Source organism: Vibrio sp. R78045, from assembly GCF_042466085.1.
Lineage (GTDB): Bacteria > Pseudomonadota > Gammaproteobacteria > Enterobacterales > Vibrionaceae > Vibrio > Vibrio cyclitrophicus.
In genome coordinates, this window is sequence record NZ_JAXHBS010000013.1 from 207,725 (window position 1) to 222,624 (window position 14,900).

Consider the following 14,900-nt stretch of genomic DNA (forward strand, 5'->3'; position numbering starts at 1 on the left):
CCCACCTTTAAAGAACCAATTTGGTGGTTTCTGGAAACATCAAAGCCAGCCCAAATAAAACGACCAGTCATTGCCAGTCGTTGGGCAATTCAAATAGTGAAACGTTGGATACTAGCTAACATCATTCTAGGCAATATAGGCTAATACGACATCGCGATATTGCTGTTTCAACGACTCTTCAATAAAGCTCGCGTCAATTGCATTCAAGCTAAACTGGGCCAACTCTTTATGTGTAAGCGTATGAGCATTGTTTACTGCGTTAAAGTTATCCGACATATAACCACCAAAGTACGCAGGATCATCCGAATTAATCGTAACGGAAACGCCCTTTCTTAGTAGATCAACAATATTGTGGTCTTCCATTACATCAAACACTCGTAGTTTAATGTTAGACAATGGACACACGGTCAGCGGCATTTTAGTCTTAATCAATTCCGATATTAACGCTTCGTCTGTCATGCACTGCACGCCATGGTCTACTCGGCTAACACTGAGCATTTCAATAGCGTCGACAATGTTCTGTGCGGGGCCTTCTTCACCAGCATGAGCCACTGTTAGAAAGCCCGCTTGTTTGGCTTGTTCGAATACGCGTTTGAATTTCTCTGGCGGATGCCCGAGTTCTGAGGAGTCTAATCCAACCCCAATAATTTTGTCTTGGTGCTTGAGAATATCAGCAAACGTTTGAATAGCGCTCTCTTCAGATAAATGTCGTAAGAAACAAGCTATGATTTGAGAAGTAATCCCTAATTCTTTCTGACCACGTTTGAGCGCACGATAAATACCATTAATCACAGTATCAAAAGCAATTCCACGATCGGTATGAGTTTGAGGATCAAAGAAAATTTCAGTATGAATAACATTGTCAGCTATAGAGCGTTCTAGGTAAGCCCATGTTAAATCGTAGAAATCCTGTTCTGTGCGCAGTGCATCAGCACCTTGATAGTAAATATCGAGAAACGACTGCAAATCATCAAATTCGTATGCGAGTCTTAACTGCTCTGGAGATGAATAAGGCAAATCTATGCCATTACGTTGAGCGAGTTTAAACAGTAATTCAGGTTCGAGTGAACCTTCAATGTGTAAATGCAACTCTACTTTTGGAAGCCCTTGAATAAATGCGTTCATATTCCACCTACTATGGATTTTAGGTGTGCACTTACTCTGAGTAATAGACAGGATATTTTTGAACGCCATTACAAAGAGTAAGAACACAATTGTGATCTAAACCCTTCGTAATCAGCACTTTTCGGGAGCTGGTAGAGACCCCCAAACCATATCATTGGGGTTATACGAAGCAAACGATTGCTACTATACCAAATTAAGCTGCGATGAAAAGGTTTAACGAGTGACGAACCGAATGAAACCGCTTTGAACAAAACCAATCAACAATCAACAGCTCACTATCAACGATAATCATGCCTAATTCTCGACATCAAAAGCATATCAACGTATTTCCCACCTTTGAATGTACTAAGCTTTTTGGTTCCTTCTAATTGAAAACCAACGCTTTCATATAAAGTAGTCGCACCGTGATTATCGGCATGAACTTCTAATTCAAGTCGAACGAGGTTAAGCCAATTATCGGCCTGATTGATCGCTTCTTGCATTAAGACCTTGCCGACCCCTTTGCCTTGCATATCCGGATTGACCGCTATCGCAAGGCCTGCACAATGTCTGTCTCTCACTTTGGTGGTCATGAATAAAGTGATGTGGCCCACGACTTTTCCGGACACTTCAGCAACCAAAGTAAAATGGTCAGAATGCCCAAACAATCTCTCAACTTGATCAGAACTAAGAAAAGGCTTCTGTGATGTATTCTCAGAGACTGAAGGGTGACGATAAATATCAAAAATATCTTGGTAATCTGTTAGTTCGAGGTGTCTAATTTGTATTTCCAAAGCGCTTCCTTGTTATCTGATCCTATATTCTCGCTGATTTTTATATTACGGATAGCGATAAGCACCTACAACCTTAAATATGATAAGTGCCAGAAATAACTGAACAAATAATAAAGTTAAATCTTAACGCTAGTTTGGCTGACTTTTGGTTAGGTATGACCGTTAAAATTTGTAGTCGATACCAACACTCGCTAACACTTGTTCAGAATTGTAAAAGTCGATGTTAGAGTCAATGGTTCTTAGGCCAAGTAACGTAATAAACGACCAACCATCATATCCCATAAAACCACTCAACTCGTAAGCTAAAAAAGCACCGTATTCATTCTCTTTACGCATTTTTCCATAAAGAGGGTTTACTTCATCGTACTGACGATCATGTGCGTCTAACGTGACGACGAAACCATGACGACCCATTCTTTTTGCGTAATTAAGTTCTACGCCGTAGCTATCAAAACTGATCGCGTCTCCTTTCGCATCTGAACTAAAGTAAACCATAGAAGGGACCAGTAACCCAACTTGGTCCGGCAATATAAAGCGGTATCCGGCCTTTGCGTACAAATAGGTTCTTTCCCTATCTAACAAGGCTGCGTCTTGGGCAGATAAGTTTTGAGTTCCCGACAGTTCATCGTCAACATCAGATTCACCAATTGCAAAATCCGCTTGAAAACCGGTGCCTCCAACGCTCGTCAATTGCAGTCGTCCCACATTACCTTTTACGTCCGTTTCGTTTCGATTAACGCCAACCGCGTACGGATCAGCCCAAGCTTTACCCGAGATAAACGTAGGGAGCACCGAGAAGTCGATAATGGTGCCACCAGAGAACTGATGTCGATAACCAATCTCAAACGCTATTGTACCTGTCGCAATATCCTCTCGAGTAGTTCCCGTATAAACTTGGTGGTTCAACGATTCCCCAAAGGTGTATTGAACCGTTCCGAGAAAGCCGAGAAGCCCCTGGTTTTCACTACTCCCTTCTTTCGTGTTGTTTGCTTGAATAGAATCTTGCTCGGTACTCAAGTTACTGCTATCTGAATAAGAACCAGCCAAAATACTAAAGTTTCCGCTGAAACCATCGCTTGGAGCAAGTCCACTATATGCAGGCATCGAAGCAAATGCCGTAAACACGACTGGTAAAAAAAACCTCATATTCACATCCGTTAATTGAATAATCACCAATTAACTATAAGTAACAAAATGGAATTATAACAATTATTTAGCCAGCGAAATTATGTGTTTGATGGCACAACCAAACTAAAGAAGCCACCTAAACGTGCAATAAGTTGATCTATCGCTTTTGAGCTCTCGTAATACATCTCGGAAATAACAGATAAACTCAAAGGACTAAAATATGTTTAATAAATTAAGCAAGACTCTGTCAGTACTAGTTGCAACACTCCTTTTCACCACATTTGCTCACGCTAATCACCACGGAATGAAGAAAGACATCGTGGACGTAGCGGCTGAAAACGGTTCATTCAACACTTTAGTGGCGGCAGTAAAAGCAGCAGGTTTAGTGGAAACTTTGAAAGGTGATGGCCCCTTTACTGTATTTGCACCCACAGATGAGGCGTTCGCGGCACTTCCTGAAGGAACAGTTGATATGCTCCTGATGCCAGAAAATAAAGATAAGTTGGTTGCAGTACTGACCTATCACGTAGTCGCGGGGAAAGTGATGGCTGCCGATGTGATAAAAATAGACAGTGCTGATACGGTTCAAGGACAAGCTGTTATGGTCAGTGTCAGTGATGGCACTGTTATGATTAACAACGCTAAAGTAATTACAGCCGACGTCAAGGCAAGCAACGGTGTTATCCATGTAATTGATACTGTATTACTTCCTAAATAGTGCAGTTGAAATTCTTTTAACAAATTCAAATTGAATTTTGTTTAGGGTGTGACAAGTTCACACCCTTTTATTTGCCTGTTTCAAATCAAATTAGGTCTTCGTTACACAAACAGTCGACCGAATATTAGAAATGCCGCCATAGACACTACTTTTGTAAATACCACCACCCAAATGCAGTCACCAATACTCGCATGCGTCGCCTTCCCAAGCAGGAAGACAAACAGAATCACCCCCAAAACCCAGCCAACAGTCGGAATCAGTGATACCAAAGCAACGATAACGGCAATAACAAGAAGAGATTTAAAGTCAGCCACGACAAAAGACATCTTTGACGCAATATACATACAACATGTTGTCATTAATGCATCCATCACAAACGCTAAAGCTTCAATTCCCACGTTACTTCTTTCACTCAAATTAGTTGCAGTGAATATTATCGCTAAAGTGATGATTTTTCTTTAAGAAGAGAACCAAAAACAGGTGAAAACTGTAACAAAAATGAGATTACCGTTCGTTTGAAGGCACTACCTTCTCCATCACGTAATTGGTGAGTTTCACGCCACGCATTTCAACTTCCTGCTCATTAACGACCTTAAAATCAAGGTGTTCATAGAAAGGCCTTGCGGTAATACTTACTTCAGAGAAATACCGCGATACACCACGAACACGACCAACAGCAAGAACATGTTCCATTAGCGCTCTTCCAACGCCTTTACCCTGGCATTCATGATGACAGAAGAAATGATCAATCAAGCCATTGGGTTGCAGGTCAGTATAACCAACAACGCAACCATCTAGCTCAGCCACAAAAGGTAGTAACTCGTTCATGCGCTTTTGCCAAAGCTCAGAATCAAAACCGTTTGGAGCCCAAGCCTCTACTTGCTGCTGAGAATAATCTCGAACATTAATGTTACGAACAGTATGAAAGTAAATCTCCCACAACGCCTTAGCATCACTGGTTTGGTAATTTCGGATTCTAACCACGACATAGTCCTTTCATGTATTTAGCGTATTGGACAGGTGACGTATTGTCCCTAGGTTCTCTCTGAATGAGTCGACTTTAGAACAAAGAGTTTCAACGATAAAACACAGCCAACCAGATCGTCACCATGTCTTTATCCGTACCAACAACCTTGTGCTTTTCTCTTGCTGCAATGTTGATATAATCCCCTTTTGATAAAGTCACAACGCGTCCATCTTCAAACTCAATCACACCTTGACCTTCGATCACCATTACCCACTCATTTTCATCTTGGTCATACCAACCCTCTTCTGGGGAACTGTGACCATGAGACAATATTCTTTCGATTCGAACACTGTCGTTCGCAAGCAGGTCATTGAATATTTCATTGGGCATCGACGAAGGAACATCAGCGTAAATATTAGACATCGAACTCTCCTAATCCTTGTTAACTGTAATCTGGTGCTGCGCTTTGAATCTTGTGGTTCTTTAACTTAATAAACCGTAGAAAGCCGAAACCTAAGCAGCGACACTCTTTTTGAAGTAAAAACGGTAATAGCCCACTAAGTTACTGCATATAAACAGCGCTTCCATCACTACAGCAGTAGGAGAACCAATCAAATAGTTATGCACCAACCAAAAACTGGTTCCGATGATCATCAATTCACGTAATCGACGATCGTCTTTATTAAAAGCGGCAAAGGTTTGAAACACAGAAGCAAAACAACTTAAAACACTCGTTAGCCCCGAGTAGGTAACGGCTGTCGCAACGACAGACATAGAACAAAACAGGTACTTAAACTTGGAAGATGTTGAGAACACGCTTGTTAAATAACGAGTAGTGGCAATGATCATCAAACACGCGGCGGTCCATTGCTCTAACAAAATGAAGTGACTCGAAATAAGCGTTCCTGCAAAAAATAGACAAGTGACGATTTTCTTCCTTTCTTTAAACTGGAATGACAACAGATCGAAACAGATGGCAATCGCAACTAATACTTGAGACAGATAAAATGCTGACACGGTAATTCCTTCAAAAATGACACTACATCGACTTCGTTCAACCAGAAATGAACGAAGCCGCTATTTAATTCAAGCATATAAGACAACCGCTTTGGTCTAACATTAAGCCAGTAATCAACGTTAAACCTTCAATACACCACAAATCACTGTTGTAGCCGTACCAATGATTTTTATTCTTCCGTTCGCTAGTAACTCTGTCGACATAGACCCACCACGACGGGATGCTTGATAAGCGTTAAAGCTCCGTTTGTTGAGCTTTTCTGCCCAGTGCTGCGTCAATGCACAATGTGCCGAACCAGTGACGGGGTCTTCATTAACACCCACCCATGGCGCAAAGTAGCGAGAAACAAAATCAAGTTCAGGATTTGATGGAACTGCCGTTACCACAACACCTCTACCATCCATGCGTTTCAAGGAGTCAAAGTTTGGAGACAAATCCAATAGAACGCGCTCATCAACGACTTCGATTAACTGCTTTGAATCAAACTCTCTAAATGAAACAACTTGGTTGAACTCCAAGCCAAGGTGTTCGAGCAATTCTTGATCGGGTTCCAGACTCGGCGATAAATGAGTGCTAGGAAAATCCAGCTCGATAGACGATTCACGAACCGTGGCAGATAACTCACCAGACAAAGTATCAAATACTACCTTATCACCCGTTTTCACTAACCCTTGCTCTTTCAATACGTGGACGGTTGCCAAGGTTCCATGTCCACATAGTTTCACTTCTACTTCTGGCGTGAACCATTTAAGCGTCATAGTGTTAAGCACAAGAAAAGCCGTTTCTGATACCGCCATCTCTTCCGCTATTGAAAACATTAATGCTTCATTCAAAGGCTCTTGAGAAATACAAACCCCAGCAGGATTTCCCCTAAAGGTCTGGGTTGAGAAAGAATCTACTTGGTATACCTCTAATTCCATAACAACTCCTTGGCTGACGTAGGTTTTCTACTGTTCGAAAAAGCTAAGCAACGCTCAAATGCGTTAAACATAAACCACAAGTCTAAGTTTAAATATCAACCACTAGCCTAAGTATTAATGCTACACCGACGTATTACTCGCACGTTTAAGTGTTACCCACAAACCAAAGCAAGACTCGTCTAACTTAAGCTATTGCGGCCTACAATAAGCACAAACACACCGTGCTACAAGAGTAAATAATTGCAAAGTCCTGAACCAAAACCATGATGTTTATCCGAACACATAACTTCCCGTTAGTCTAAACACAAACCAAGCCGTCATTAAATGCATTAAAATTGCATAAATAGTTGCATCAACCCCCACTATGTTGAATATTAATCTATAACATCAGGTTAAATCTGACCCAAAACCCCACTTAAGGTAAAAGATCAAAAATAATTTTTTCACTAACGAGTGGGCACAAAGAACCTTTAATTAATTCAAGGCATTACATCAGACCCAGATCAGTCATATGGAATTAACAAGGACTAACAGAGCATTTTAATACTGTGCAACGAGTTTAATTATAATTAGATACCTAAATTTGAAACATGTCCCAAATTTTGGGCTACGATTTAATTAATCACAGTACGAAAGGAATCCGTCGGTGAAAATATTTTATATATCATTACTTGCATCAACATCCTTTATAACTGGCTCTGCTTTTGGCCAACACCATGATATTTATATCTATAATTGGGATGCATTTCTGTCTGAACGCGTTGTTGAACAACTCCTAGATACTTACGATATATCCCTAAAACAACAGTACTTCTCTGATGAATCAATAAGAGATGAAGTATTGTTGAGCGAGCGTCGAAGTGCGTTTGAACTCGTAATTGTAGAAAGCGTAAAACTTAAAGCCTTAGCAAAACAAAAGCTGTTCCATAATCTTCGCGACTTGCAAGATTCCATTGCCGGTCACCTTGATCAAAGATGGGTTGAAGGGTGTGGTGAATATGGCATCCCCTATGCTTGGGGAACATCAGGAATTCTATATCGAAGCGACAAAGTTGCCGAACCTCAGTCTTGGAAAGCCTTGCTTGCCCCGGAACCAGAAAACAGCGGCAAAATCAGCATGTATTACGATCCCACAGACCTTGTTGGTGCTGCCTTGCTAATGAATCAATTTGCCCCTTTTACGAATAATGAACAAGAACTGCGAGTAGCGTACAAAACTCTAAAAGAACAAAAACCACACCTTGAAAGTAACGAGTACATCCTTGATTATCTCAACCATCCAGAGCGCCTATCCAACATCAATCTCGCATATGGATATTCAGGCGATACATACGTACTCAACGATTTAGAACCTGAAAGCACATGGGCTTACATTGTCCCTCAAGAAGGAACAACCTTATGGTTAGAATGCATTGCTGCAATTAATAATGGAGAACTATCTACTCAGTCAGTTACTGCCATATCATTCCTGTCTCAACCCAATATTGCCGCTCAAAATGCGATGGATGCATGGTTTGCTACCCCAAGTACAAAAGCAAAAGAGCTGACATCTCAAGAATATCAAAATGATCCGGAGCTGTTCCCAAGTAATGAAGTATTAGATCGTAGTTACCTTTATCAACAATTAGAACCCAGTAGCCTTCAAATTCGAAACCGAATTGTCGACAGTTTGAGATAGTTAATGCCAATATTAAGAAAGTTGTATTTAGTACTCATACCAACCTTGCTCCTTGTCGCTACAATAGCAGGGGTGGTGACATATAATTTTGCATCACACCATGCTAAGCGTATGTACTTAGACAAAGTTCAATCTGACGTGAATACGGCTCTAGTTGCAGCAGAATACGAACAACTCGGTTTGTCGTTGCTCGTTAAAGATATTGGTTCTTCATTACAGTTTCTCCGTTACATCCAAACTCCCGATGACTACACTACCTTATCTCTACTAGAGAAACGGGTTCTTCGTGTCCTCAATCAGAATCACGTCAATCAATTTGGACAGCGTAATGTCTATATAGTAGATCCCAAGTTCAATCTAACGCTATCGACGTTAAGAGCCGACCCATTTGAAAGGCTAAAAATTCCTGATAATATTTATGAAAAGGTTTTCGATTTATACACGTCACTGGTCAACAAAAAAGAGCTATCTCCAAAAGGCTTCTCTTATATATCGGTCAGTGGTGAGCTCAGATATGCTTATGTCGCTGCAATTGACCCGTACTTACTGCCTCAAGATAAGCGTTCGGGTAACAGTTTAAATCGATACATATTAATCGCAGACGGCTCTTTAAAACAGCTCTCTAGATTACTGATTAAGTATAATGATGACGACAATATGCAGCTCTTAATAGAGCCATCATCAGACGTTGCTAACATTGAAAATACACAGTTTGTGATTAAGTCCATTGAACAAACGAAAGAAAGCATCAATGTACAGATGACAAGCCGACACTTTATAGCTCAAGTGAATATTCGCGAGCAAAAGTTCAACGAGGAAAAGGCAATCATCGTCAGACAGACTCTGGTTGGTTGCTTTACGACCCTTTTTGCAATCATGCTAATCATACATATGGTGGTACGTTACCAGCTCGTTCGCCCACTCAAAGACTTACTTCACGAGATCTCTATTGGTGGATTAAAGCTGCGATATTTCAAACGCTCATCTGGGCAAAGCGAAATCGATGGTTTGAAGAATGCGTACATTGACTCCTTGACGGAATTGAAGTTCGAAGCCGAATTCGACCAACTCACTAAATTAGCCAACCGACGCTCATTCATTCGCCACTTAGATGTCCGCCTAAAAAGCTCAATGAGCCCACATTGTTATTTGGTTTGTTGGGACATTATTGATTTCAGAAAGATCAACGACTTATATGGAGCAAAAGTCGGTGACAATGTATTGGTGAGCTTAGCTAAGGCATTGAGAGAAACGCTGCAACACCAACAGTCCTCTTTAGGGTTTAGCTGCAGTGATTATTCTTTGGCAAGACTTGGCGGGAACCAATTTATTGCCATACTAGAGATGGATGAACGCAAATCGATAAACGAAGAAATTGAGAACATCAATAACACCCTGACCGGAACTACATTCCTTGATTATTATGGATTTAGGCTCTCAATCGCTACAGCTGTCTTGCCTGTGGACACTCCAAAATTCGAAGAGATATGGCATAGATGTGTTGATGAAATGCTGATCAATGCTAAGTCTCACAGTGATGGAGAAAGTCGCATCATGTACGGTGAAGAGTTGCTGCATACATTAGAGCGACATGACACGCTCGAGAAAAGGCTATTAGAATGTTGTGAGAGCGACAATTTCGAACTTCGCTTTATGCCCATATTCAACGCTCAAACACTTCACATCGATGGTGCTGAATGCCTCATACGCTGCCCTGCGTTGTTTGATATTAACGCTGGGCCCGACGAGTTCATTCCTGTCGCGGAAAAGAGTAATCTAATCTCCAAACTTGACATGTGGGTAATTAAAACAGCAATCAAGTGCTATAAAGAACTCGCAGAAGTTCACAATTATCAAGGCACCTTATCGATCAACATTTCAGCTATGGAGCTCTATAATCGTAACTTTGCCGATAATATACGTAAAGTTCTTGAACGATATCAGGTCACTCCAGGTAACATAATTATAGAAATCACAGAAACCAGTTATGTAAAAAGCACCAAACTTACCGTTCAAACCATTGAGAGCCTCAGAAGCTTGGGGTTAAAAGTATCCCTCGATGATTTTGGTACCGGTTATACTGCATTTAACCAACTTCTTCATTACCCAGTAGATGAACTAAAAGTTGATAAGAGCTTTATCGACAATATAGTCAACGACAAAGCAGGCCGTAAAATGGTTGAATCAATGGTTAACTTAGGCCACTCTTGTGACACGTTAGTTGTCGGTGAAGGGGTAGAATCAATAGAGCAGTATCAATACCTCAAAGAGGCAAACTGTGATTTGATACAAGGCTACCTATTTAGTCAACCGCTAACCTACCTGCAATTCATCGAGTTTGTCAGAGACCACGACCCCCAAGCTATTTTAGACGCTCAACGCCATCTCAAATCTAGTTCTAGTGAACGAATAGTCTCATTAACTCAGAAAAAATAACGTAGATATTCATCTGTTGTTGTTTTTTGAATGCTTACGGCGACCACTATGAAGTAGCAAGGTCCTAATCTATAACGACTACTGCCCCTTTCTATTTTCAAATCATCCTATCTGTCTTAATCTGCCCTAGCTATTAACCTTATCTAGATTAGATCTATGCAAACCAACTTTATCGACTTTTGCGACTTCACATCAAACAGATGAACAGATAAACAGATGAACAGATAAACAGATAAACAGATGAATCAGGACGAAAAAAATATGATTCGGCTAGAAGGTAAACGTGGGAAATTACAGTTACGATTGCCAAACTGACAGCCGCCGATTTGATTGAGTGTAGGGATAGGGAGAAAGATGAGTTAAATAATAGAGGTCAGTATTCGCTCAGATAAAAGAGTATTAACCTTGCATATTAGTTAATAGCTCCATCATATCTTGAAAACTGATGTTCTTTTTATGCCTCACGACCGCATCAATCATCAACTCTAAGTTACCTGCCGCTATATAGTCACTGAGCACATCGTTAAATTTCTCCAATATTTCATCACTCGTGCACTCATGGTCTGGAATGAAGAACAAAAACTGACTACCGCTGCTACGAAACGACATGGTATTTTCAGGAATCTTTGCTATCAGAGACTTAGCTGCCGAGCTAACAACTAAATCACCATATTCGAGTCCATATTTTTGATTAATCTCACTAAGATTTCGGATTCGCACGAAGTACAGATCGAAATTATTATCCTTTAGGTAATTATTTTTAACAAACTTCATTAACGAAGCTCGATTACGAAAGCCAGTGGTGACATCAGTCGAGAGTAGTCTTCGCTTAGTGGTAAAGTCGACATAGAAAATAATACCTGTAAGCATCAATATCAGGGTAAGAAATATACTACTTATTTGATGAGTCATGACTAATTTATCGACCATGAAAGTATTTTCTTCGATAACGGGACTTTGTAACCGGAATTTTTCGTTAATAAAACCAACTAATGTATGGTAACAAATATCAATCTTTTTTTGTAAAGACTCTTGAGCTAGGATGCCTTCGTTCACTAATTTAATTGATGGCTCCAACGCCTTAAATTTATCAAACTCTGTCGTAAAGTATGGCTTAAAGTTAGCGGATTTAATGAAATTCGAAGATTCTGTACTGTTGATTAAAATATCAAACCGGCTCCAAGTGATATCATAAGCGAGCCACAACTTTTCGTAATCAATTTTATCAGATTGGCTGATCATCAAAAAGTTGGCGTATTCCTTTACTAATTGAAAAACAAACCATGTAGCTTCATTTTGCCGATTAGAAAAACTCTTGTTGATATCATTTATCCGAGTAACACTATAGATATTGATAGTAAGAACGGCTACCGCTAAAGACAACACAACGACTTTCACGACAGCCAAAGACAACAGCTTTTTCATAATCGCTCCTCTAAAGGTGAATATCTCTTATCTGCCAAATCATCTTTGCATGGAAATCCGTACTATCGATCTCTGGGTTCGAAGATAATGGATAAACCAACCAGTAAGGGCCTTTATCTCTTACCGACATAAGCTTTCCATTTTGCTTGATCGCGATAATTGGTTGATAGTCCAAGAAATCTTCTTTGGGCACGGCAATCTTGTAGTCATTTAACGCCACAAATGTTACTTGAGAGGGGATTGGCTTATCTAGCGTTTCAAGAACAGTCTGCAACGTCACTCCACTGTATACCGACAGTCCATCAACCCAAGGAAGCGAAGTCTCGATTTCTTTTTGAGGCAAAGATAAAAGCTGCTCCGTACTTAACTTATGCTTTTGCCCTAAGTGATCAAACACAGTGAGTTCAGAGGCGGCAAGATTAGAAAACGAAAAAAGAAAAATTATAAACAGAAATACAGTTCTCATTTTAAACTCCATTTTAAAAAGTCACTAAATTGAGTCTAGACCAAATTGACCATTTGACTTAACTAGTGATTGTCTAATTTTCAATCATATAGCTTTCGACTTAATCACCTCACTGCCACCTAATTTATAAGTCAGGGAGACCGTATGAATGCCTATTTTTTACCACCTAAGTAAAAGCACTCAATACAGCCTCTAGCATGGCTATATTCATCATGCAGCGCTTTTGCTCTGCGCTTAGCACTTTAGATCTAATGTAATAGCGACACTCTAGATAGGTTTATAAATTGATACCTAGGTTATCACGGCGTACATCATTGCCGTATGTTGCGCATCAATCTACACATTGACGGTGCCACTTCAAAGCGTAACAACCCCCTCTAATAAGGTAGCAAATAGACGATAGGTGAAATGAACAACTCAAGTGAATTATCGATAGTACAGTCAACGCAATGTAGCCTCCCCTCAGTCACTCGCAACACCCAATATCAACATTCTCCGCCTTATTAAGACTTGTTGTTTTTGGTAAAGCCTCCGTACAAGTCAAGTCTACGGTGTCGTAAGTTGGTGACCGAACCTTCCATATTGAGCTGCTTAAGCTTGGTTAAATCGACATCCGCAAAAATGATCATTTCGGTATTGGCACTGGCTTCCGTCAACGTGGCATCGTGCGGGAAATAAATATCTGAGGGTGAGAACACCGCTGACTGCGCATATTGAATATCGACATTATCGACACGTGGGAGATTGCCCACACTGCCACCAATCGCCACGTAACACTCATTCTCAATAGCTCGCGCTTGAGAGCAAATACGAACGCGCTGATAGCCATTTTTGGTATCGGTCCAAAATGGCACAAACACAATTTGTGCTCCTTGCTCTGCCATCATTCGACCCAACTCCGGAAACTCACTGTCGTAACAAATGAGTATTCCCACTTTACCTGCGTCCGTATCAAATACTTGTACCTTGTCGCCCCCATCAATCACCCAATCCTTTTGCTCATGAGGCGTGATGTGTATTTTGTACTGAGCGTTAATGCTCCCGTCACGCTGCAATAGGTAAGCGACGTTATACAGTTTCCCATCCTCTTCAATAATCGGCATGCTACCGGCGATGATATTGATGTTGTAAGTAACGGCCAATTGGGAAAAGCGTGATTTAATCTCTTCAGTGAAACTAGCAAGAAAACGGATCGCCTCAACAGAGTTTTGTTCCTTTTTTAGCCCCATCAGCGGCGCGTTAAAAAACTCAGGGAAAAGTGCAAAGTCAGCTTGATAGTTGGCCAGAGAGGAAATAAAGAACTCCGCTTGATCGAGCAGATCTTCTAAATCGTTCATGGCACGCATTTGCCATTGCACTACGCCAATACGGATCAGGTTTTTCTCGACATCGTGCACCGATTGAATGTCTTCCTCATAAAAAAAGTTGTCCCACTCCAGAAGCGTTGCATACCCTTTAGACGCATCGTCTTCAGGCAGGTAACCGCGCATGATTCGTTTGACATCGAAGTCGTTGGCCAACTGAAACGACAAAATAGGATCATGCAGTTCGCGACGTTTTACCTTGTCGATGTATTCCGCAACACTCAGGTCATCTGCATGCTCGTGGTAAAGAGGGATGCGCCCCCCTGCCAATATCGCTTTGAAGTTTTTGCTCCGGCACAGTTCTTTGCGGGCATTATACAAACGGCGACCTAAACGGAGGCCTCTATAATCAGGGTGTACAAAAACATCCAAGCCATACATGGCATCGCCTGTCACTTGATTCTGAATCACGTTATTTTCCGTGATGATGTCCGTGTAAAGGTGAGGCAGTGAGAAGCGGTTGTAGTTCACTTTTATCGTCAAAGCCGCGCCGATGATCTTGCCGTTATCTTCAATACAAATTTGACCATCAGGAAACTGATGGATTAGATCCAAGATAGTCAAGCGGGGCCATGCACCTCCCACATCGGGGAACACGAGATTCATTAATGCCGCCAATTCGGTGTAATCCGATGGCTCAATAGTGCGTAAAGAGAGTTGATGCGAGTTGGTATCCATATCCGACGGTCCGTGTGTCCTTTTTAAATGATAGGCTTGAGGATGCCATATTTTGAGCCATACATACACCCAAAGGCAGCCGTTAGGGGTGACAAGCCGAGGGAAGTCGTCTCCCCCTTTAACTGATAATTTGCTGGGGTTTAGAAACTGTCATATCAAGCCGACTTAGTATCATTGATCGGTTTTATGATGGGCAACAACATG

General features: G+C 41.0%; 14 protein-coding genes and 1 riboswitch. Of the genes, 3 read left to right on the forward strand and 11 right to left on the reverse strand.

Annotation, left to right across the window (positions count from 1 at the left end):
* Positions 1-126 precede the first annotated feature (126 nt).
* From SJY39_RS11435 to SJY39_RS11445, 3 genes are all read right to left on the reverse strand, one after another.
* Complete coding sequence (locus SJY39_RS11435) at positions 127-1,125, reverse strand: adenosine deaminase (RefSeq protein WP_010429242.1); 999 nt, start codon at positions 1,123-1,125, stop codon at positions 127-129.
* Between the two features lie 88 nt (positions 1,126-1,213).
* Positions 1,214-1,313, reverse strand: a riboswitch (purine riboswitch).
* A gap of 90 nt (positions 1,314-1,403) precedes the next feature.
* On the reverse strand, positions 1,404-1,898 hold the full coding sequence (locus tag SJY39_RS11440) for a GNAT family N-acetyltransferase (protein WP_010429239.1): 495 nt from the start codon (positions 1,896-1,898) through the stop codon (positions 1,404-1,406).
* 162 nt (positions 1,899-2,060) lie between these two features.
* Positions 2,061-3,044, reverse strand: a complete 984-nt coding sequence (locus SJY39_RS11445; RefSeq protein WP_016766793.1) for a DUF2860 family protein — start codon at positions 3,042-3,044, stop codon at positions 2,061-2,063.
* A 202-nt stretch (positions 3,045-3,246) separates the two neighbouring features.
* On the opposite strand from SJY39_RS11445, the gene SJY39_RS11450 reads away from it, so the two are divergent.
* Positions 3,247-3,744, forward strand: coding sequence for a fasciclin domain-containing protein (locus tag SJY39_RS11450; protein ID WP_010429233.1), 498 nt, complete (start codon positions 3,247-3,249; stop codon positions 3,742-3,744).
* Positions 3,745-3,845: 101 nt separating this feature from the next.
* Here the strand turns inward: SJY39_RS11450 and SJY39_RS11455 are convergent, their stop codons facing one another.
* From SJY39_RS11455 to SJY39_RS11475, 5 genes are all read right to left on the reverse strand, one after another.
* Positions 3,846-4,142 (reverse strand): hypothetical protein, encoded by a 297-nt coding sequence (locus SJY39_RS11455; RefSeq protein ID WP_010429230.1) that lies wholly within the window; start codon positions 4,140-4,142, stop codon positions 3,846-3,848.
* 106 nt (positions 4,143-4,248) lie between these two features.
* Positions 4,249-4,728: a GNAT family N-acetyltransferase gene (locus SJY39_RS11460; RefSeq protein WP_016793648.1), complete on the reverse strand. Its 480-nt coding sequence runs from the start codon at positions 4,726-4,728 to the stop codon at positions 4,249-4,251.
* A 91-nt stretch (positions 4,729-4,819) separates the two neighbouring features.
* On the reverse strand, positions 4,820-5,134 hold the full coding sequence (locus tag SJY39_RS11465) for a cupin domain-containing protein (protein ID WP_010429225.1): 315 nt from the start codon (positions 5,132-5,134) through the stop codon (positions 4,820-4,822).
* A 90-nt stretch (positions 5,135-5,224) separates the two neighbouring features.
* Positions 5,225-5,728, reverse strand: coding sequence for a YgjV family protein (locus tag SJY39_RS11470; protein WP_010429221.1), 504 nt, complete (start codon positions 5,726-5,728; stop codon positions 5,225-5,227).
* 120 nt (positions 5,729-5,848) lie between these two features.
* A complete protein-coding gene (locus SJY39_RS11475) occupies positions 5,849-6,649 on the reverse strand; it encodes a PhzF family phenazine biosynthesis protein (protein WP_016766790.1) in 801 nt (266 codons plus the stop codon).
* A 646-nt stretch (positions 6,650-7,295) separates the two neighbouring features.
* Between SJY39_RS11475 and SJY39_RS11480 the strand changes: the two genes are divergently transcribed.
* Together SJY39_RS11480 and SJY39_RS11485 are read left to right on the forward strand one after the other, a co-directional pair.
* Positions 7,296-8,327 (forward strand): PotD/PotF family extracellular solute-binding protein, encoded by a 1,032-nt coding sequence (locus SJY39_RS11480; RefSeq protein WP_016766789.1) that lies wholly within the window; start codon positions 7,296-7,298, stop codon positions 8,325-8,327.
* 3 nt (positions 8,328-8,330) lie between these two features.
* On the forward strand, positions 8,331-10,763 hold the full coding sequence (locus tag SJY39_RS11485) for a bifunctional diguanylate cyclase/phosphodiesterase (RefSeq protein ID WP_016793647.1): 2,433 nt from the start codon (positions 8,331-8,333) through the stop codon (positions 10,761-10,763).
* A gap of 399 nt (positions 10,764-11,162) precedes the next feature.
* Here SJY39_RS11485 and SJY39_RS11490 read toward each other — a convergent pair whose 3' ends face one another.
* From SJY39_RS11490 to SJY39_RS11500, 3 genes are all read right to left on the reverse strand, one after another.
* Complete coding sequence (locus tag SJY39_RS11490) at positions 11,163-12,188, reverse strand: diguanylate cyclase domain-containing protein (RefSeq protein WP_010429209.1); 1,026 nt, start codon at positions 12,186-12,188, stop codon at positions 11,163-11,165.
* Between the two features lie 10 nt (positions 12,189-12,198).
* Complete coding sequence (locus tag SJY39_RS11495) at positions 12,199-12,654, reverse strand: hypothetical protein (RefSeq protein ID WP_010429206.1); 456 nt, start codon at positions 12,652-12,654, stop codon at positions 12,199-12,201.
* 503 nt (positions 12,655-13,157) lie between these two features.
* The gene (locus SJY39_RS11500; RefSeq protein WP_010429203.1) at positions 13,158-14,696 is read right to left on the reverse strand and encodes a bifunctional GNAT family N-acetyltransferase/carbon-nitrogen hydrolase family protein; all 1,539 of its coding nucleotides are present in this window, start codon (positions 14,694-14,696) and stop codon (positions 13,158-13,160) included.
* Positions 14,697-14,900 lie beyond the last annotated feature (204 nt).